This is a genomic window from Pseudomonas sp. 22490 (genome assembly GCF_052044465.1).
Lineage (GTDB): Bacteria > Pseudomonadota > Gammaproteobacteria > Pseudomonadales > Pseudomonadaceae > Pseudomonas > Pseudomonas aeruginosa.
In genome coordinates this window covers 1-19109 of record NZ_JBQENS010000003.1, presented here as the reverse complement: position 1 = coordinate 19109, position 19109 = coordinate 1, and the positions used below count along the sequence as shown (strand labels likewise).

Sequence of the window (19109 nt, the reverse complement as noted above, 5' to 3'; positions counted from 1 at the left end):
TATAGCCAGCGTTTGGCGACGGAGACAATTGAAGCCACGTTATCTTTTGTTAAGCGTGTAAGCCGTCTGTAACGGGGGATCGGCGCCGCCCTCCTCCCCGGAGGGAAGCGGTCGGCGCCGGCGAGCGGAGCGATCAGCGGGTGCCGCGGCGGCGCAGGGCCGAGGGCTTGAAGTAGGAGTCGTCCGGTATCGCCTGGGTGAAGTCGATGGTACCCGGCTCCTCGTTGTCCAGGTTCTGCACGTGGTAGCGACGCGCCTGCAGGTCGTGGAACACATCCAGCGCGCTCCAGGTGTACGGCAGGTCGTAGAAGTTCTTCAGGTAGGCCATCGACACCCGCCACAGTTCGCCGCGACCGTCGTACTGGTCGACCACCGCCGCGCTCCAGCTGTCCTCGTCGAGGTACAGGGTGCGCTTGGAGTAGATATGCCGCGCGCCCGGCTTCAGGGTACCTTCCACCACCCACACGCGGTGCAGCTCGTAGCGGGTGTATTGCGGATCGAGGTGGCCCGGCTTGAGCAGTTCCTCGTACTTCACCTCGGGGCTGCTGACCTTGTAGTTGTTGTAGGGAATGTAGATTTCCTTCTTGCCCAGCAGCTTCCAGTCATAGCGGTCCGGCGCGCCGTTGAACATGTCGGTGTCGTCGGCGGTGCGCAGGCCGTCGGCGGCGGCGATCGGCGTGTCGTAGGCAAGGTTCGGCGCACGCCGCACACGGCGCTGGCCGGCGTTGTAGCCCCAGGCCTGGCGCGGCTCCTTGACCTGGTCGAGGGTCTCGTGCACCAGCACCGCGCCGCCGGCCAGGCGCGCCGGGCTCTTGGTGAACGACAGGTAGTAGAACATCAGGTTGTTCAGGTCGGCGAAGCTGCCGCCCTTGAGGTAGTACTTGAACAGCGCTTCCTGCTGCGAGGTCACCAGCGAGTAGCTACCGTTGCGCTGTACCGCGACTTCCGAAGCGCGGCGCACGACATAGGTGCCGCGGTAGCGGGCGACGTGGTTCCACAGCGCCTCCACGCCGCTCTTCGGAATCGGGAACGGCACCCCGCCATAGGCGTCGGCGAACCCGTTGCCGCCGTCCAGCAGCCTGGCGCTGGTGGCATTGGCGAAGGTGTTGTCGTACAGCCACTGCGGCGCCGAGCCGGAACGGCGACTGGGGTAGACCGGCATCCGGAAGCTGTCCGGGTAGGTCTTGAACAGCGCCAGCTGGCCCGGGGTCAGGTGTTCCCTGTACTGCTCCAGGTTGGCCTTGTCGATGGTGAACAGCGGCTTGTCCGCGGCGAACGGATCCGGGTGGTGCTGGCCCGGCTTGTAGCCGGCCGGCGCCTGGGTGATGCCGCCGGTCCAGGCGGGAATGCTGCCGGCGGCGTTGCCGGCCTTCTCCGCGCCCAGCGGGGTGAGGCTCGACTTCAGTTGCGCCGCCTCGCCGGCGGAAACGCCGGCCAGCGCGCCGCCGCTGCCCAGTGCCAGCGCCAGGGAAGCGCCGATCAGCAGGTGCTTGTTCAACATGAGGGTTCTCCGTGTGAGGTGCCGGGCGCTCGCGGCGCCCGTGTCGTTATCGGTTCGGTCAGAAGGAGTACTTCACGGTCAGGCCGATGTTGTCGCGGTCGCGGATGTTGTTGTTCTGCCCGCCGCCGTAGAACTCGGTGTACTGCAGTTCGCCTTCCAGGCTGTTCAGGTAGGTGGCCTTGATCCCCAGGGTGTAGGCCTTGCGACCTTCGATGAAGTTGCCGGTCTGGTAGGAGTTGCCTTCGAAGTCGTCCTTGTAGACCACGTAGGGCGACACGTTGACCCCGGCGAACACGTCGTTCCAGGTGCCACTGAGCAGCAGGGTGTAGCCGTAGGCGTTGCGGTTCACCTGGTCGCCACGGTCGCCGCCGGAAACGTACGAGCTGTTGCCGCGCCCGGCATAGTAGCGGGTGCTGCCGTCGTAGGCGGTGTACTTCAGGCTGCTGCCACGCAGGTGTTCCGAGGCCAGCTCGGCGACGCCGGTCAACGAGTCGAAGCTCAGCGACGGGCCGAAGTTGTAGATGGTCCCGAGGGAGGTGTTGAACGCCTCGACCCGCTCGTAGTTGTGGATCTGCCCGCCGAGGCCGACCATCTGCCCGCCGACGTTGATCTGCCCGCCGTTGGCGGCTTCCGCCGCACCGTGGGCGAGGTCGCCGATCAGGTCGTTGGTGGCGGCGATGCCGATCGGCAGGTTCGGCCGATAGGCCAGCTCGCCGAACACCGAGGCGTCGCCCACCGTGGTGTTGAAGCTGAAGCCGTACATGCGGATGTCTTCGGCGAACTCGCGGCGGGCATTGATGTTGCCCATCACGTCGGCGGTCACCAGGCCGTTGGCCAGGGCTTCGGCGAGGTTGCCGGCGATCGGCCGCAGGGTGTTGGCCAGCGCCGCCAGGTCGGCCCCGGCATAGTCGCCGATGTCGGCGTACAGGGTCGGCTCCTTGGAGTGGTAGTTGACGAAGTAGAAGCCGAACTCGGTGCTGTTCAGTTCCTCGGCGATGTAGCGGAAGGCCACGCCGAACTGGCCGTCGTTGCGCGCGTTGATGTCCTTGCCGATGGACGACACCTTCATCACGTTGCCGTAGGCCGGGGTCACGCCGTTGGCATAGAGGCCGGTGTTCTTCAGCGCGCCGCTGAGCAGCGGATTGTTGCCCAGCGCCTGGTACAGGCCGATGACGTTGCCGAAGCCGGGCACCGGGGTGTCCAGCGCGGTACCGGTGAAGTCGCTGTAGCCGGTGTTGCCGCCGTCGGCGAACAGGTCGGTCTCGGAGAAGAAGGTACCGACCGGGTCGAGGCGGGTTTCCTTCCAGTTCCACTGGTAGAAGGTTTCCATCGACAGGTTGTCGGTCAGGCCGATGTTGAAGCTCAGCGCTTCCACCGGCATCAGCACTTCCTTGAGCTCGGAACCGGGCAGGCGGTACTTGGCGGCGTCCACCGGGTTGGTGGTGTTGACCCCGCCACGGTAGAAGATGCCCTCGCCCCAGTTGAACACCTGGCGGCCGAAGCGCGCGCTCAGCGGCATGTTGCCGATGTCCCAGCTGCCGTAGACGTAGGCGTCGAGGATTTCCGCCTTGTGCCCGGCGATGTCGCGGGTCTGGCTGGTGAAACGGTCGTCGTGGGGATAGCTCTGGCTCGGCTGCGATGGATCGTTGTGGCTGTAGTAGTCGTTGCGCTTGTCCATGATCTGGGTGTCATAGAACGCCGTGCCGCGGATGAACACGCCATAGTTGCGCCAGGTCGCCTCCAGGTCCGAGGTGATCTTGTAGACCTCGGAAACCAGGCCGGTATCGAAGTTGCGGTTGCCGTCGTTGGTGTTGATGTCGTTGTTGCTCTTGTCCTGCCCCTGCACCCGCCACAGGGTGCCGTAGGACAGGGTGGTGTCGAGCGAACCGGACACCTCGTTGTCGAGGAAGCTGAATTCGACGGCCTGGGCCTGGCCGCCCAGCAGCGGCAGCAGCCCGGCGAAGGCGAAGCCGGCCCGGGCCGGCGCGGAGCGCAGCCGGGGCTGGCGGTTGGGGATGTACATCGGGAACTCACTCCATGTGGTCATGCGTTGGGCGCCGCCACTGCGGGCGGTTCGCCGTTCGGCCGTTTCTCTGCGGCCTTGTTATGGGTGGTCGCGGCGTCACCGGCCTCGCATCGACGAAAGGGAACCGCGCGACGAGGCAGTGCAACCGGGATGCCAATTCAACGGAATCCTCCAGGCAATTCAATGGATTGCGAAAAAAACAGGACTTCCTGCGGGATGACTGTTCATTCACTGACCAGAAAACAGGAAGTGTCCGACAAAACGCGCCAGGCGAATTTCGCCGGTGGCGCGAAAAGTCCCTTCGCAGAGCCTGCGCAGGGAGGTTCGCGAAACACGATTAAGCGGACTTCATCAATGGAAAACAGTGAAGCGATTCCCAGAAGTAACAAAGGGCGTTACCAGCCAGTGGCCAGTAACACCCTCTTCCGGGTGAAGCTGGCGGATCAGGCCAGGCTCTTGCTCACCACTTCGTAGACGTCGCTGGACAATTCGCCGGAGGCCAGGATGCGTTCCAGCTCGCCGCGCATCAGCGCCTGCCGCGCCTCGTCGTACTTGCGCCAGCGGGTCAGCGGCACCAGCAGGCGCGAGGCGATCTGCGGGTTGAGTGCGTTGAGCACGATCACCTGGTCGGCGAGGAAGCGATAGCCGGCGCCGTCAGGACGATGGAAGTTGACCAGGTTCTGGTTGGCGAACGCGCCGATCAGCGCGCGCACCTTGTTCGGGTTCTTCAGGGTGAAGGCCGGGTGCTGCATCAGCGCCTGGACCCGCTCCAGCCCGCCCGGCAGCGGCGAGCCGGCCTGCACGCTGAACCACTGGTCCATCACCAGCGGGTCATCCTTGAAGTAATCGGCGAACATGGCCAGGGCCTTGCCCTTCTCCGCCTCGAAGCCGGAATTGACCAGCACCGCCAGGGCGGTCAGGCGCTCGGTCATGTTGTCGCAGCCTTCGTACTGCTCCAGGCAGGCGGCGAGGATTTCCTCCCGGCCCGACAGCGACAGGTAGGACAGCGCGATGTTCTGCAGGCTGCGCCGGGCTATGTGCGAGGCCTCGGCGAGGTAGGCGGTGTCGCGGGAAATCTTGCGGTTGGCCTGGTAACGCTGCCACAGCGGCTCGAACAGCGCTTCGCCGATACGCTGGCGGGCGAATTCGCGGGAGGCATGGATCGCGTCGACATCGGCGACTTCGCTGATCTCGGTGAGATAGGCCTCGCTGGGCAGCGAGAGCATCTCGGCGACCATCGCCTGGTCCAGCGCCTCGTCCGCCAGGAGGGTGCGGTAGGCCTCGATCAGGCGCGGGTCGAGTACCAGTTGCTCGCCGCGCTGGTGCTGGCCGATCAACTCCTGCAGGACCTGCACCGAGAGCTGTTGGCCGGCCTCCCAGCGGTTGAAGCCGTCGCTGTCGTGCTGCATGAGGAACAGCAACTGGTCGCGGCTGTAGGGGAAGCTCAGTTTCACCGGCGCGGAGAAGCCGCGCAGCAGCGATGGCAGCGGCTGCTCCGGCACCTCGACGAAGACGAAGCGCTGCTCGGCCTCGGTCACCGCCAGCACGCGGTTGCCGCCCTGGGCCACGGCCTCGCCTTCCAGGCGCAGCGGAAGTTCGTGGCCCTGGCCGTCGAGCAGACCCAGCTCCAGCGGGATGACGAAGGGTTCCTTGCTCGGCTGGCCGGGAGTCGGCGGGCAGCTCTGGCGCACCGTCAGGGTGTAGCGGCGGGCGGCGGCGTCGTACTCGCCTTCCACCGCCAGGCGCGGAGTGCCGGACTGGCTGTACCAGCGCTTGAACTGGGTCAGGTCGACGCCATTGGCGTCTTCCATGGCCTTGACGAAATCGTCGCAGGTCACCGCCTGGCCGTCGTGGCGCTGGAAGTACAGGTCCGAGCCCTTGCGGAAGCCTTCGGCGCCGAGCAGGGTGTGGATCATCCGCACCACTTCCGAGCCCTTCTCGTAGACGGTCAGGGTGTAGAAGTTGGAAATCTCGATGAACGAGTCGGGGCGCACCGGATGCGCCATCGGCCCGGCGTCCTCGGCGAACTGGTTGGTGCGCAGGAAGGCGACGTCCTCGACGCGCTTGACCGTGCGCGAGTTCATGTCGGCGGAGAACTCCGAGTCACGGAATACGGTGAAGCCTTCCTTGAGCGACAGTTGGAACCAGTCGCGGCAGGTGACCCGGTTGCCCGACCAGTTGTGGAAATACTCATGCGCCACCACGCCCTCGACCCGCTGGTGGGCGGCGTCGGTGGCGGTTTCGGCGCGGGCCAGGACGCAACTGGAGTTGAAGATGTTGAGGCCCTTGTTCTCCATCGCGCCCATGTTGAAGTCGTTGACCGCGACGATCATGAAGATGTCCAGGTCGTACTCGCGGCCGTAGACCTCCTCGTCCCAGCGCATCGACTTCTTCAGGCTGTCCATGGCGTGCTGGACCTTGTCAATGTTCTCCGGCTCGACGTAGATGCGCAACGCCACGTCGCGCTGGCTCATGGTGCGGAAGCTGTCCTCGACGCACCAGAGGTCGCCGGCGACCAGGGCGAACAGGTAGGCCGGCTTCTTGAACGGGTCTTCCCAGGTCGCCCAGTGCCGGCCGTTGCCTTCGGAACCGCTGGCCACCGGGTTGCCGTTGGAGAGCAGCACCGGGTAGCGCTGCTGTTCGGCGCTGACGGTGGTGGTGAAGCGACTCATCACGTCGGGACGGTCGAGGTAATAGGTGATCTTGCGGAAACCCTCGGCCTCGCACTGGGTGCAGAACATCTTGCCGGACTTGTACAGGCCTTCCAGCGCGGTGTTGCTCTCCGGATGGATACGCACCGTGCTCCTGAGGACGAACTCGGCCTGCCGCGGTTGCACCCCGAGCTGCTCGTCGTCCAGTTGGTAGTCGTCCGCGCCGAGCGCCTGGCCGTCCAGTTCGAGCGCCAGCAGCTCCAGTTGCTGGCCATGCAGCAACAGCGGCGGCAGGCCGGCGCCGCGCTCGGGGTTGCGCCGCAGCTTCAACTCGGCGTGTACCAGGCTGTGGTCTTCGAACAGTTCGAACTTCAGGTGGGTCTCGTCGATCAGGTAGTCCGGCGCCTGATAGTCCTTGAGGTGGATGACTTTCGGTTGCTCGGTGCGCATGGCTTGTGGCCCTTCTGCTCAGTGATGCACGGCGATCTGGTAGGCCGTGTATTTGCGAATGTTGATCACCCCGGTGTCGAGGATCAGGTACTGGCCCTTGATACCGCGAAGCGTGCCTTCGACGATAGGCGTTTTTTCCAGGTCGAGGCTGGCGACCTTGCTCGGGTAGGCCTCGACCGGGTAGGCGATCTCGAGCGGATCGAGGTCGATAACCGGTTGGATCGCCTGCAGGCCGAAACGTTGCTGCAATTCGCGCAGGCCGTCGGCGCACTGGTCGAACAACTGCTCGCGGACTGCCGCCAGATCGACCGGCTCGGCTTCGCCCTTGAGCATGGCCCGCCAATTGGTGCGGTCGGCGACCTGGCTGCGCAGCAGGTCTTCCACCAGGCCGGACTGCTGGCGGGTGGCCACGCGCAGGATCGGCAGCGCCTGGCGCGCGCCCTGGTCGATCCAGCGGGTGGGAATCTGGCTGGCGCGGGTGATGCCGACCTTCACCCCGGAGGAGTTGGCCAGGTACACCACGTGATCGGTCATGCAGAACCGCTCGCCCCACTCCGGTTCGCGGCAGGTGCCCTGCTCGTAGTGGCACTTCTCCGGGCTGACGATGCAACTGTCGCACTGCGCCAGCCGGGTGAAGCAGGGATAGCAATAGCCCTGGCTGAAACTCTTCTTCGTCTTGCGGCCGCAATGGGTGCAGAAGATGCTGCCGAGGTACTCCAGGCGCAGCGGCCGGCCGATCAGCGGGTTCACCGCGACTTCGCGGTCGTCGAGGCGGAAGGCGTATTGCACGGGAGCATTGCTTTCCAGGCGCGCCGTCATCTTGCTCAGCGCGCCGCGGGCGATTTCTTCCATCAGTGCACGGAGTCCGACTTGAACAGGATGTTCGGGATCGGCTCGTCGGAATGCGAGGAGCAGTGCTGCGGGCCCATGTAGCCGGTGCGCTCCTCCTCGGGGAGGTTCTGCAGCTCCCAGGCGATCACCGCCTGCAGGCAGAGTTCCTTCTGCTCCTGGGTCAGCTTGCGGCCGTCCGGCCACTTGCCGATCTCGATGGCCAGCTTGAGGTTCTGGTAGATCTCAGGAGTGATGTTCTCGATCGCTTGATTGAAGGACGACATGGCCGGCTCCGGTGAAAAGGCGTACCGGCCATTCTACCGGGCCGGGGCCGGCGGCGCACATCGAAGCTGCCGCAGCCCCTCGCTCAACGGCGACGCCGCGCCAGCAGGCCGCCCAGCAAACCGCTGAGGCAACCGACCAACAGCCCGCCAACGTGCGCGCCGTTGGCGATGGAGCCGAAGCCGAGCAGGTCGATCACCCCGGACAGGCACACCAGCAGCCAGATCAGCATCATCGCCACGACGCCCCTGGGCAGGCGATAGGCCTGGTTCGGCGCCAGGTACTGGAAGATCCAGCAGTGCCCGAGCAGGCCATAGAGCACCCCGGACAACCCGCCGAACAGGCTGGCGCCGCTCACCGCGTACTGCACCACGTTGGACACCAGGCCGAACAGCAGGGTCAGGCCGAGCAGCATCGGACGGCCCTGGCGGAATTCGATGCGCCGGCCCAGCTCCCAGAACCACATGGCGTTCATCGCCAGGTGCAGCCAGCCGAAGTGGATCAGCATCGGCGTGAACAGCCGCCACCATTGACCCGCCGCCAGGCTCTCGGCCAACGGCGTGAACAGCGCGTACTGGCCCTGGATACGGAAGTCCTGGAAGGTCAGCCAGCGCATCGTCGCGAAGTTGTCGCCAAGGTAGGTGACAGCGGCGACGACGAAGGTCAGCAGCAACACCGCGGCGGTCATCGGGCTCATCCGCAGTTGCCGGACGAAACCCTGCCCCGCCGGTCGCGGCGCGGCCTCCAGGGTCGCCTGCGGATCGCCTTCGGGATAACGCCGGTACAACTCGCGGACCTGCTCGGCGAGCCGCTCGTCGGGCACCCAGAGGACCTGCTGGCCGGATTCCTCGCTGACCCGGTGCGGCACGTTCAGACGCCGCAGCAGGCCGACGAAGCCGGCCAGGTCGACCGAGAGGGGAAACTTCAGGACCTGCACCGCGCTCACTCGTCAGCCTCCGGCCGCTTCACTTCGACCCAGACGAACTTGTGCCGGTCCAGGCGGGTTTCCTCATCCAGGCGGTAGGCCGCCAGCTTGCCGTACATCACCGCGCTGTAGTCCAGGCAGGCCAGGTTCGGCCGGATCGGCGCCGGCGTGCCGCGTCGCCAGTAGTGGCCGACGAACAACAGCGGTTCGTCGGCGCCGTAGGTCAGCAGGCTGGACTTCTGCTCCTCGCTGAGCGGCTCGCGGGCGATCGCTTCGGGCAACGCGTCGGGCTGGAAGACGATATCGCCGTAGGTGCGCGGCGCCTCGTCCTCGACCCAGAACTTGGTGCGGAAGAAGGCGCGCGTATAGCCATCGCTGCTGGTCAGGGTGGCACCGTGCGGCAGGCGCATGTCGGTGCCGCGCAGCAGACGGTTGCAGGCCAGGTCGGCGAAGCTGCCGGGCTCCGCCGACTCCTGCAGGAAGGCTTCGCTGATCCGCCCGTCGGGGAACTGCCGGCGCAGGGTCGCGATCAGCTCGCCGTCCCAGCAGGCATGGACCATGCGGAAGCGCCCGGCATCGAGGAACAGCGGCAGTTGCTGGAACCAGCCGAGGAAGTCGCGCCAGTCGGCGTCGTGGCCCTCGAACTGCTCGAGGGTCTCCTTGATCAGCCGGGCATGCCGCGGCGTATGCTCGCGGACGTACTGGCGGCCGCTGCCGGGCGCCGCCGGGGTGCTCCAGCCGAGCGCGTTGAATTCGTGGTTGCCCATGATGCACAGCGCCTCGCCGGCGTCGACCATCGCGTGCACCCGGTGCAGGGCCTCGCGGATGCGCGGGCCGCGGTCGACGATGTCGCCGAGGAACAGCGCCTGGCGCCGCGGATGGCGCCAGACGCCGCCCTGCAGGCGGTAGCCGAGCAGGTCGAGGAGGCGGTCCAGGGTATGCGCGCAGCCGTGGACATCGCCGATCAGGTCGTAGCCACGTCCGGGGTCGAGTTGCATCAGTCGCCTCCGCCCAGGCGGCTGCCCCAGCCGAGCTTGGTCCGGCAGATCTCGTAGTAGTTGTGGTCGATGGGGTGGATCAGGCGCAGCTTCTGCGGCTTCTTGCTGATCGTCACGGTATCGCCGGGGGCGCAGGTGAAATGGTTCTGCCCGTCGCAGGAGACCTGCGGGTAGATCTGCATGTTCGGCGACACGACGATCTTCAGCTCGCTGTTGCCGTCCACCACGATCGGGCGGCTGGAAAGCATGTGCGGGTACATCGGCACGATGACGATGGCATCCAGCTTCGGATGCATGATCGGACCGCCGGCGGACAGCGCGTAGGCGGTGGAACCGGTGGGCGTGGCGACGATCAGGCCGTCGGCCTTCTGGCTGCAGACGAACTGGCCGTCGATATACAGCTCGAACTCGATCATCCGGGTCGACTTGCCCGGGTGCAGGACCACGTCGTTGAGCGCATCGCCCTGCCCCATCGAGTCGATACCGCGACGCACCTGGGCATCGAGGAGGAAGCGGCTCTCGACGATGTACTGGCCGTCCAGCACCTCGCCGACCTTGGCCTCCAGTTCATCCGGGCGGATGTCGGTGAGGAAGCCCAGGCTGCCGCGGTTGATCCCCAGCACCGGCACCTTGTGCCGGGCCAGCGCGCGGGCCGCGCCGAGCATGCTGCCATCGCCGCCGACCACCACCACCAGGTCGCAGATCTCGCCCATGATCTTCCGCGAGCAGGTCTGCAGGCCGTGTCCGGGCAGGACTTCGGCGATGGTGTCCTCGAGGATCACATGCAGGTGGCGATCGATCAGGAATTTCTTCAGCCGGCGAATGGTGTCCAGCACCTGGGTGCTGCCGAGGCGGCCGATGATGCCGATATTGCGAAAGGGTTCCATGCGGTTCCTGCGAAAAGCTGGCGGGCGGGATAGAGCGGATTATGGGCGAAAGCCGCGGACAGCGGCAAACCCGCGCATGTACGGGAAATCGCCGCGAGTGGCGCAACCCGGCTAACCTCTGGGTATGACGCTGCTGACCGAATTGCTCGACGAATTGCGCCACCCGGCCGTCCGCGACCTGGCCTGGACCCTGCTCGCCCCGCCGTTGCTGCGCCGGACCCCGGAGCCGCAGCGCCATCCGCTCGCCGCCAGCCGCTGGCGCCAGGAACCGGAGCGCCTGGCCGCCTGGTTGCGCGAACAGGAGCGACAGCCGCAGCACCTCGCCGCCTGGCTCGCGCAATGGCCACGGCAGCGTCTCGGCCTGTACTACGAACATCTCTGGCAATTCGCCCTGGAACAAGCCCCGGACGTGCGCCTGATCGCCGCCAACCTGCCGGTGCGCGACGGCGGGCATACCCTTGGCGAACTCGACCTGCTGCTGCGGGACGACGACGGCATCCACCACCTGGAACTGGCGATCAAACTCTACCTGGGGCCCCAGTCCGGCCCCGGCGACTGGCTCGGGCCCGGCGGCCAGGACCGCCTGTCACGCAAGCTGGAACACCTCTGCCGACACCAGTTGCCGCTGGCGGCGACCCGCGAGGGTCGCCAGGTGCTGGCCGCCCATGGCGCCGAATCGGCCGTTTCCGCATTGTGGCTGAGCGGCTACCTATTCCATCCCTGGCCCGGGCCGGGCAGCCTGCCCGCCGACATCGAGCCACGGCATCTGCGTGGCCGCTGGCTCCGCCAGCGCGACTGGCCGGCGTACCTGGCCAGCCTGGCCGGACCGCAGACCGGGCAGCATTGGCTGCATCTGTCGCGCGAGCACTGGCTGGCGCCGGCCATGCGGCGGCAGGACCCGCTCGCCCCTCCGCGCGACGGCGCTTGCTGGAACATCGCCTTCGCCGACGAGGCACGTCCGCAAATGCTGGTAAGGGTGGTGCCGCGCGACGGCTACTGGGTAGAGGCCGAGCGCCTGTTCCTGGCCAGCGACGACTGGCCACCGGGGCTCAGCCTGTGGGGTAGCGCGCGCCAGGCCGCGGATGCCTGATCAGAGCAACGCCAGCAAACGCTCCTGCAATGCCCGGCGGCCCTGCAGGCCTCCGCTGTGCAGCGCCACCAACCGGCTGCCGCGAGCCACCGCGCCGCTCTCCACGGCCTCGCGCAGGGCGAGCAGCAGCTTGCCGGTGTACAGCGGTTCGAGGGCGACGCCGCTGGCCGTCTCGAACTCGACGATGAACCGCGCCAATCGCCCATCGAGGCGGGCGAAACCACCACGGCTGGCGTCCAGCAGGCGATAGCCGGTATCGGCCCAGCCCGCCTCGGCAAGGGTCGCCGCGACCTGGGCGGCGACGCCGTGGTCCTCCGGCACCGCCAGCGCGCCCACCACGGGATGCCGCCCGGCCTCGCCGAGCACCAGGCCGGCCAGTGTCGTACCGGTACCGGCGGCCACCCAGATCGCGTCGTAATCGTCCCAGCCGAGCGTCGGCAACTGGGTCGCTATGCGCTCCACCAGCCCGATACAACCGCGCGCGCCCAGCAGCCCGCCACCGCCCTCGGCGACCGGCAGCAAGCCTGGGTAACGTTCCCGCCAGGGAAGCCAGAAGCCGGCGGCATGCCGCTGGCGATAGCCGCCGTAGCCGAGCCAGTGCAGTTCCATGCCGAGACTGCGCAGGTCGCGCACCGTCGGCGTATCGACTTCGTGTCCGCGCAACAGGCCGACGCAACGGAAACCGAAACGCGCGCCAGCGCCGGCCAGCGCGTGCAGGTGGTTGGAGTGGGCGCCGCCGAGGCTGATCAGGCCGTCCAGCCCCTGCTCGCGGGCCAGCGCCAGGTGTGGCGCGAGCTTGAACCCCTTGTTGCCGGAGATCAGCGGATCGGCCTGGTCCAGGCGCAGCAGCGCCAGTTCGACCCCGGCCCGTTGCAGCCAGTCGAGTTCGAGACGCTGCAAGGGTGTATGCGGTGACCAGTGGGGAAACGGCAAGGAGTCAGCTCACGGTGCGCAGGCGCCCCGTGGTCTTGTGCCGGGCGCAGCAGTTGGTGTCGCCGGCGACGAAGCGCGCCGGGTTGTCGACCCGGTCGAGCGGCAGGTTGCAGCGTTCGCCGCCGGGCAGCAGCGCCTCGCAGCGCGGCTGCTGGAAGTGGTCCAGCCACTGGCGGTACTGGCTCTCGGAGACGAAGCACTTGGCCGCCGCGTAGGCCAGCGGATTGTCCTGGTAACGCGGGATGTCCTGCAAGGGGATGGTCAGGTGCCCGGCGCCGGGATGGTAGGCGACGAATACCACGCCCTGGCCGGATAGACGCTCCAGCAGTTGCTCCGGCCCCTGGGCGGCCAGACGGTCGCGCTCGGCGCGCAGCTCGGCCAGTTCCTGCTCCAGTTGCTGGTCCAGCTCGTTGCGGTAGGCCAGTTCGACGTCGCGGATCGAGATCTGCTCCTTGTAGCCGGCCACCGCCGCCGCCACCCGAGCCTCCAGTTCGTCGGCGAACTCCGAGCGCAGCAGGTCGGTCTCGTTGCGCCCCTGGTTCTCGATGAAACGCAGTTGCCGGGTCAGTTCCTCGCGGTTGCGCTGGAACTGCTCGCCCTGCTCCAGCAGACGCTGCTGCAATTCGGCGTTCTCCCGCGCCTGCCGTTCCAGGGCCTGTTGCAGGCTGAGCACTTCGCTGCGCAGGATGTCCAGTTGCCCGCGGGCGTCCTGTTCGCGCCTGGCCAGTTCCTCTTCGTGCTGCCGGGCGAGCCCGGCCAGGCGCTGCTCCTGCTGCCGGGCCAGGGCGGCGAGCTGTTGTCGCTGCTGCTTGACCAGTTGCGCCAGGCGCGCCGTCTGCTCGTCCTCCTGCTTGCGCGGAGGCTCCGCGGGCGGTGCCTTCGGGGCGGCGGGACCGGCGGCGTACCATTGCTCTTCGGCGGCCATCTGCAGCCGCTGCGGCTCCACCGCGGCAGGCTCTTCGTCCACCAGCAGGCCCAGCTGGTTGCGCCTGAGCGCGTCGCGGATGAGCACGAAATGGTTGCGTCCGGCGCTGCTCTCCGGGTCCCAGAGGTGCATCTGGTGCCAGGACACCGGGCACTGGCTGCGACAGGCCAGGCGGATCGGCCCGCCGCCCATGTCGGGGCCGCGTCCGGCGCGTTCGGCGAGGTTGCGCAGAGGCAGGTTCCAGCCGGTGTCGGCGCCGCCCTGCTCGTCGAAATCGAGATAGAAGAACACCGCCGCCCGCGCCTGCAGGCGCGGATTGATCAACACATAGGCCAGGTGCATCTGCCGGTCGGCGTATTCCGGCATGCGCACCAGGCCATCGAGCAGCGCCTCGAATTCGGGATACAGCATTTCCTTGCAGACGCCGCTGTCGTTGAAGAACAGCACGGCCTCCGCCATCTGTGGCTTTTTCTGCATGCTCATCGCTAACCCTCGAACGCCTGGCGAGGCGGCCCGCATCCGGCAGTACCCATCTGGCATGTCACCTGAAAAACAGGCGCTATCTCGTTGTTCGGGCAAGTCTAGGGGAAAAAATGTCGCGGGCAATGTGACTGGGTTGGCAGACACCCGGGCGATGCCGGACGGCCCGCCGAGCGGTAGGGGAAATTGTGAAGCGGTCGGGTTTTGAGCGGACGGAGATCACCGTGGCAGAGCGCCACCGTTCACCGAACCGGTGCGCAGCGCCCCGCCGCGCCGACGAGGGCGGACAGGGGCGATACGCAGAACCTGTGCGAGCTGGAGAAAAGCCGTTTTCAACGCAGTTTCTCCGCTACGCAACAGATCGCGGAAAGGCTCTCAGAGTTCGGCGGCCAGGCGCGAACCCTGGTTGATGGCGCGCTTGGCATCCAGCTCGGCGGCGACGTCGGCGCCACCGATCAGGTGCACGCTCTGGCCGGCCGCCAGCAGGCCGTCCTGCAACTCGCGCAGCGGGTCCTGGCCGGCGCAGACGATCACGGTATCCACCGGCAGCACCTGCGGCTCGCCCTCGGCAACGCGGATATGCAGGCCGGCGTCGTCGATCCCGAGATACTCCACGGCATTCACCATCTGCACCTGCTTGTTCTTCAGGCCGGCGCGATGGATCCAGCCGGTGGTCTTGCCGAGGCCGTCGCCGACCTTGCTCTTCTTGCGTTGCAGGAGGAACACCTGGCGCGCCGCCGGATGCACCTCGGCCTTGATCCCGGCGATGCCGCCGCGGGCCTCCAGGCGAGTATCGATCCCCCACTCCTTCCAGAACGCCTCGCGCTCCAGGCTGGTGGACGGACCGGCATGGGTGATGAATTCGGAGACGTCGAAGCCGATGCCGCCGGCGCCGATCACCGCCACCTTGCCACCCACCGGCTTGCGCTCGAGGATCGCATCCAGGTAGCTGATCACCTTCGGATGCTCGATGCCGGGGATAGCCGGTGTGCGCGGAACGATGCCGGTGGCGAGGACGATCTCGTCGTAGCCGCCCGCGACCAGGTCGTCCACGCCGACCCGGCGGTTCAGGTGCAGTTCGACACCGGTGCTCTCCAGCTTGTTGCGGAAGTAGCGCAGGGTCTCGTGGAACTCTTCCTTGCCGGGAACCCGCTTGGCCACGTTGAACTGCCCGCCGATCTCGCCGGCGGCGTCGAACAGGCTGACCCGGTGCCCACGCTCGGCGGCCACGGTGGCGGCGGCCAGGCCGGCCGGGCCGGCACCGACCACGGCGATCTTCTTCGGCCTGGTGGTGGGGATGTAGTTCAGCTCGGTTTCGTGGCAGGCGCGCGGGTTGACCAGGCAACTGGTCAGCTTGCCGCCGAAGGTGTGGTCGAGGCAGGCCTGGTTGCAGCCGATACAGGTGTTGATCCGTTCGGCGTGGCCGGCGGCGGCCTTGTTGACGAAATCGGGGTCGGCGAGGAACGGCCGGGCCATGGAGACCATGTCGGCATCGCCCTCGGCCAGGACCTTCTCCGCCACCTCGGGAGTGTTGATGCGGTTGGTGGTGATCAGCGGGATGCCGACCTCGCCGCGCAGCTTGGCGGTGACCTTGGTGAAGGCCGCGCGCGGTACCTTGGTGGCGATGGTCGGGATGCGCGCCTCGTGCCAGCCGATGCCGGTATTGATCAGGGTCGCGCCGGCCTTCTCGACGGCCTTCGCCAGCAGCACGATCTCGTCCCAGCTGCTGCCGCCCTCGACCAGGTCGAGCATCGACAGGCGATAGATGATGATGAAGTTCGGCCCCACCGCCTCGCGCACCCGGCGGACGATCTCCACCGGCAGGCGCATGCGGTTCTCGTAGCTGCCGCCCCAGCGGTCGGTGCGCTGGTTGGTGTGCTGCACGAGGAACTGGTTGATGAAGTAGCCTTCCGATCCCATGATCTCGACGCCGTCGTAGCCGGCGACCTGGGCCAGGCTGGCGCAGTTGACGAAGTCGGCGATCTGCTTCTCGATGCCTTCCTCGTCGAGTTCCTTGGGCTTGAACGGATTGATCGGCGCCTGGATCGCGCTCGGCGCCACCTGCTTCGGGCTGTAGGCGTAGCGGCCGGCATGCAGGATCTGCATGCAGATCTTGCCACCCGCCTCATGCACCGCCTGGGTCACGATCCTGTGCTTCTCCGCCTCTTCCGGCGTGCTCAGCTTGGCCGCGCCGGAATACACGCCGCCCTCCTCGTTCGGGCCGATGCCGCCGGTGACCATCAGGCCGACGCCACCGCGGGCGCGTTCGGCGAAGTACGCCGCCATGCGCTCGAAGCCCTGCGGCTTCTCTTCCAGGCCAGTGTGCATGGACCCCATCAGGGTGCGGTTGCGCAGGGTGGTGAAGCCGAGGTCCAACGGGGCGAGCAGGTGCGGATAGGGAACGGCGGCGGTCATCGGGGGTCTCCACATCGGGCGAAACGCGTTCACGGATATGCCGCGGCCTCGGGCGCAATGCGCGGGACGGGCAGCGGTCGGTATGGCGACGACTCTAAGGAGCGCCACCGGAGCGCTCAATGATCCTAAATGACAAGTTACTGATCGGAATGCACAGGGATGCTTGGCAAGCCGACGCCACTCCCCTACCCTGTGGGCTGCCTTGGAGACCCGCATGCGCAAGCTGATCTTCCTGATCCTCATCACCCTCTTCGCCGCCTACGCCGGCTGGGCCGAACGCCGCCCGGTAGGCCACTACCTGTCCGACCTGCGCAGCCAGGTCAGCGTGGTCCAGGGCCAGCCCGGCGAGCGCGGCAATCTGCTGGCGGTCCAGCCGGAACTGTTCACGCCGGACTACCAGAGCGCCGAACGGTTGCAACTGAAATTCCACGCCTACCTGGAAAATGCCCGCCGCCAGGGCCTGCTCAACGAGCGCACGGTGGTGGTGTTCCCCGAGCATGTCGGCACCTGGCTGGTGGCCAGCGGCGAGAAGCCCGAGGTCTACGCCGCTGCCGACTGGCCCACGGCGATGGACTGGATGGCCGCGAGCAACCCACTGAAGGTGGCGCGCGGCTGGATCACCGCGCGCGGCGATCAGCGTCTCACCGACACCCTGTTCCGGATGAAGGCGGTGGACATGGCCCACGACTACCAGACCCTGTTCGGCGGGCTCGCCCATGATTTCAAGGTGACGGTGGTCGCCGGCTCCATCGTCCTGCCCGACCCCGAGGTCGAGGACGGCGAGCTGCGTCCCGGCACCGGCCAGCTGTACAACGTCAGCCTGACCTTCGGTCCCGATGGCCGGCCGCTCGGCCAGCCGCAACGCAAGGTGTTCCCGACCCGCCACGAACTGAGCTACCTCAACAACGGTCGCGGCGAGCGCCTGCAGGTGCTGGATACGCCGGCAGGACGCCTGGGCGTGCTGATCGGCACCGACAGCTGGTACCCGGACACCTACGCCACCCTGGTCGAACAGCGCGTCGAACTGCTGGCGATCCCCGCCGCCCTGAACCAGAGCGGTCGCTGGCAGCAGCCCTGGCCCGGCTTCGATGCGGAGCTGGTTCCCGGCGACGTACGCCTGGCGCCGAACAGCCTGAGCAACGCCGAGGCCTGGCAGCGCCTGGCGGTCGGCGAGCGCCTGCTGGCCAGCGGTGCGCGCGGCGCCGCCGTGGCCTTCGCCCATAGCCGCCTGTGGAACGTCACCGAAGACGGCCAAAGCCTGCTCGGTTCGTCGCAGGGCATGCGCCAGGCCAATCCCGGCGGCGGTGCGCAACTGGTCAATCTCTGGCTATGAGCGCGCCCCGGGTTCGCCTCGGCGACCTCTCGGTCGGCTTCGTCCAGGCGCTGGCCGACGCCCTGCTCGCCGCCGGCGTCGAGCCCGCAGCACTGCTCGAGCAGTACGGCCTCGACCAGCGGCGCCTGGCCGAACCCGGGGCGCGCCTGTCGATCCCTCGCTACATGCGCCTCGGCCATGCCGCCATACAGCTCAGCGGCGACCCCGCCCTTGGCCTGCAGATGGGCCGCCTGAGCCGTCTCGGACAGATGGGCCTGGCCGGCGTCAGCGTCGCCCAGGCGCCCAACCTGCGCGCCGCCGCGCGGGCAATGATCCACCTGGAACCGCTTTACGCGCAGAACTACCGGGGCCAGTCGAGCCTGGTGGAAGACGCCGGCGGCGCCTGGCTGCGCTTCTATTCGATCAGCCCTTATAACGCCTATAACCGCTTCGTCGTCGATTCGGTGCTGGCAGGCTGGATCAGCCATCTCGGCGCCCTGGCAAGGCAGCCGTTGAAAGCGGAGCGGGTGGAGATCGAATATCCAGCGCCGCCTTGGGCCGAGCGCTACGAGGCATTCTTCGGCTGCCCGGTGGAATTCGGCGCGCCGACCAACCAGTTGCGCCTGAGCCAGGCCAGCCTGGCCCTGGCGAATGCCGAGCACTGTCCGAGCACCTGGAGCCAGATGCTGGAACTCTGCAACCGCGAACTGGAGCAGTTGACCCGCACCCGCAGTTGGCGCGAGCGCGTCAGCCGCCTGCTGGGGCCGATGCTCAATGGCCGCGAGCCGGACCTCGAGGAAATCGCCGCGCGCCTCAAGTTGCCGACCTGGACCCTGCGGCGCAAGCTGGCCGAGGAAGGCACCCAGTTCCGCAGCATCCTCAACGACACCCGCCGCGACCTGGCGATGGTCTACATCCGCGAGACCGACCTGGCTTTCGGCGAAATCGCCTACCTGCTCGGCTTCGCCTCGGCGGAAGCCTTCCAGCGCGCCTTCAAGCGCTGGAGCGGGCAGACGCCCGGCGAATTCCGCCGCGCCCAGCGACAGAGCGCCTGATCACATCTCGGTGGCGTCGTCCGCCGGCTCTGGCAGATCGCATTCGGCGGCATGCTGCTCCAGCAGTTCTTCCTGGTAGTCGTCCATCGCGGATCACCTTTCGTTCGTCTGTGTCTTTCAGCTGTAGACGAGGAAGATGACAGCGGGATTACCGCGCGCGGACCGACGGAGCAGGAAATCCGGCAAACAAGGAGAAAACGGAAGGCGCAGGGGACGACGGAAACGAAAAAAGCGGCCATTGGCCGCTTTCTTCGTGGCTCACCCCGCCTCGGCGTGGTGAAGATGTATGGCGCAGCGGACGGGACTCGAACCCGCGACCCCCGGCGTGACAGGCCGGTATTCTAACCG

At 67.2% G+C, this 19109-nt stretch carries 14 protein-coding genes; 3 read left to right on the top strand and 11 right to left on the bottom strand.

The features are described from left to right. Positions 1–133 precede the first annotated feature (133 nt). From ACTJJX_RS04150 to ACTJJX_RS04115, 8 genes are all read right to left on the bottom strand, one after another. Entirely contained in the window at positions 134–1501 is a 1368-nt protein-coding gene (locus tag ACTJJX_RS04150) for a DUF1329 domain-containing protein (RefSeq protein WP_003091320.1), read from the bottom strand. Positions 1502–1559: 58 nt separating this feature from the next. Continuing rightward, positions 1560–3524: a DUF1302 domain-containing protein gene (locus ACTJJX_RS04145; protein ID WP_003104994.1), complete on the bottom strand. Its 1965-nt coding sequence runs from the start codon at positions 3522–3524 to the stop codon at positions 1560–1562. A gap of 446 nt (positions 3525–3970) precedes the next feature. Next, positions 3971–6628, bottom strand: a complete 2658-nt coding sequence (gene pepN, locus ACTJJX_RS04140) for an aminopeptidase N (protein ID WP_017001934.1) — start codon at positions 6626–6628, stop codon at positions 3971–3973. 18 nt (positions 6629–6646) lie between these two features. Then, positions 6647–7480: a DUF2797 domain-containing protein gene (locus ACTJJX_RS04135; protein ID WP_003091329.1), complete on the bottom strand. Its 834-nt coding sequence runs from the start codon at positions 7478–7480 to the stop codon at positions 6647–6649. Continuing rightward, positions 7480–7743: a YeaC family protein gene (locus ACTJJX_RS04130; RefSeq protein ID WP_003104989.1), complete on the bottom strand. Its 264-nt coding sequence runs from the start codon at positions 7741–7743 to the stop codon at positions 7480–7482. The genes ACTJJX_RS04135 and ACTJJX_RS04130 overlap by 1 nt, the downstream gene beginning before the upstream one ends. Before the next feature lie 83 nt (positions 7744–7826). Continuing rightward, positions 7827–8687, bottom strand: coding sequence for a rhomboid family intramembrane serine protease (locus tag ACTJJX_RS04125; RefSeq protein ID WP_003104987.1), 861 nt, complete (start codon positions 8685–8687; stop codon positions 7827–7829). Continuing rightward, a complete protein-coding gene (locus ACTJJX_RS04120) occupies positions 8684–9664 on the bottom strand; it encodes a metallophosphoesterase (RefSeq protein ID WP_003091336.1) in 981 nt (326 codons plus the stop codon). The genes ACTJJX_RS04125 and ACTJJX_RS04120 overlap by 4 nt, the downstream gene beginning before the upstream one ends. Continuing rightward, positions 9664–10551 carry an NAD(+) kinase gene (locus tag ACTJJX_RS04115; protein ID WP_003091343.1) on the bottom strand — a complete coding sequence of 296 codons (888 nt, stop codon included), beginning with the start codon at positions 10549–10551 and terminating at the stop codon, positions 9664–9666. The genes ACTJJX_RS04120 and ACTJJX_RS04115 overlap by 1 nt, the downstream gene beginning before the upstream one ends. A gap of 124 nt (positions 10552–10675) precedes the next feature. Between ACTJJX_RS04115 and ACTJJX_RS04110 the strand changes: the two genes are divergently transcribed. Continuing rightward, positions 10676–11641: a DUF1853 family protein gene (locus tag ACTJJX_RS04110; protein WP_016852653.1), complete on the top strand. Its 966-nt coding sequence runs from the start codon at positions 10676–10678 to the stop codon at positions 11639–11641. On the opposite strand, the gene ACTJJX_RS04105 is transcribed toward ACTJJX_RS04110, so the two are convergent. The 3 genes from ACTJJX_RS04105 to ACTJJX_RS04095 all read right to left on the bottom strand — a co-directional run bounded on the left by ACTJJX_RS04105 (position 11642) and on the right by ACTJJX_RS04095 (position 16394). Continuing rightward, the gene (locus ACTJJX_RS04105) at positions 11642–12541 is read right to left on the bottom strand and encodes a 1-aminocyclopropane-1-carboxylate deaminase/D-cysteine desulfhydrase (RefSeq protein ID WP_003091346.1); all 900 of its coding nucleotides are present in this window, start codon (positions 12539–12541) and stop codon (positions 11642–11644) included. It abuts the gene before it with no gap. A 37-nt stretch (positions 12542–12578) separates the two neighbouring features. Continuing rightward, positions 12579–14018, bottom strand: a complete 1440-nt coding sequence (locus ACTJJX_RS04100; RefSeq protein WP_016852652.1) for a hypothetical protein — start codon at positions 14016–14018, stop codon at positions 12579–12581. A 336-nt stretch (positions 14019–14354) separates the two neighbouring features. Continuing rightward, positions 14355–16394, bottom strand: a complete 2040-nt coding sequence (locus ACTJJX_RS04095; RefSeq protein WP_003119758.1) for an oxidoreductase — start codon at positions 16392–16394, stop codon at positions 14355–14357. Positions 16395–16608: 214 nt separating this feature from the next. Between ACTJJX_RS04095 and ACTJJX_RS04090 the strand changes: the two genes are divergently transcribed. Together ACTJJX_RS04090 and ACTJJX_RS04085 are read left to right on the top strand one after the other, a co-directional pair. Then, positions 16609–17727, top strand: coding sequence for a carbon-nitrogen hydrolase family protein (locus ACTJJX_RS04090; RefSeq protein WP_003103515.1), 1119 nt, complete (start codon positions 16609–16611; stop codon positions 17725–17727). Next, the gene (locus tag ACTJJX_RS04085) at positions 17724–18761 is read left to right on the top strand and encodes an AraC family transcriptional regulator (protein ID WP_003103517.1); all 1038 of its coding nucleotides are present in this window, start codon (positions 17724–17726) and stop codon (positions 18759–18761) included. The genes ACTJJX_RS04090 and ACTJJX_RS04085 overlap by 4 nt, the downstream gene beginning before the upstream one ends. Positions 18762–19109: the final 348 nt, after the last annotated feature.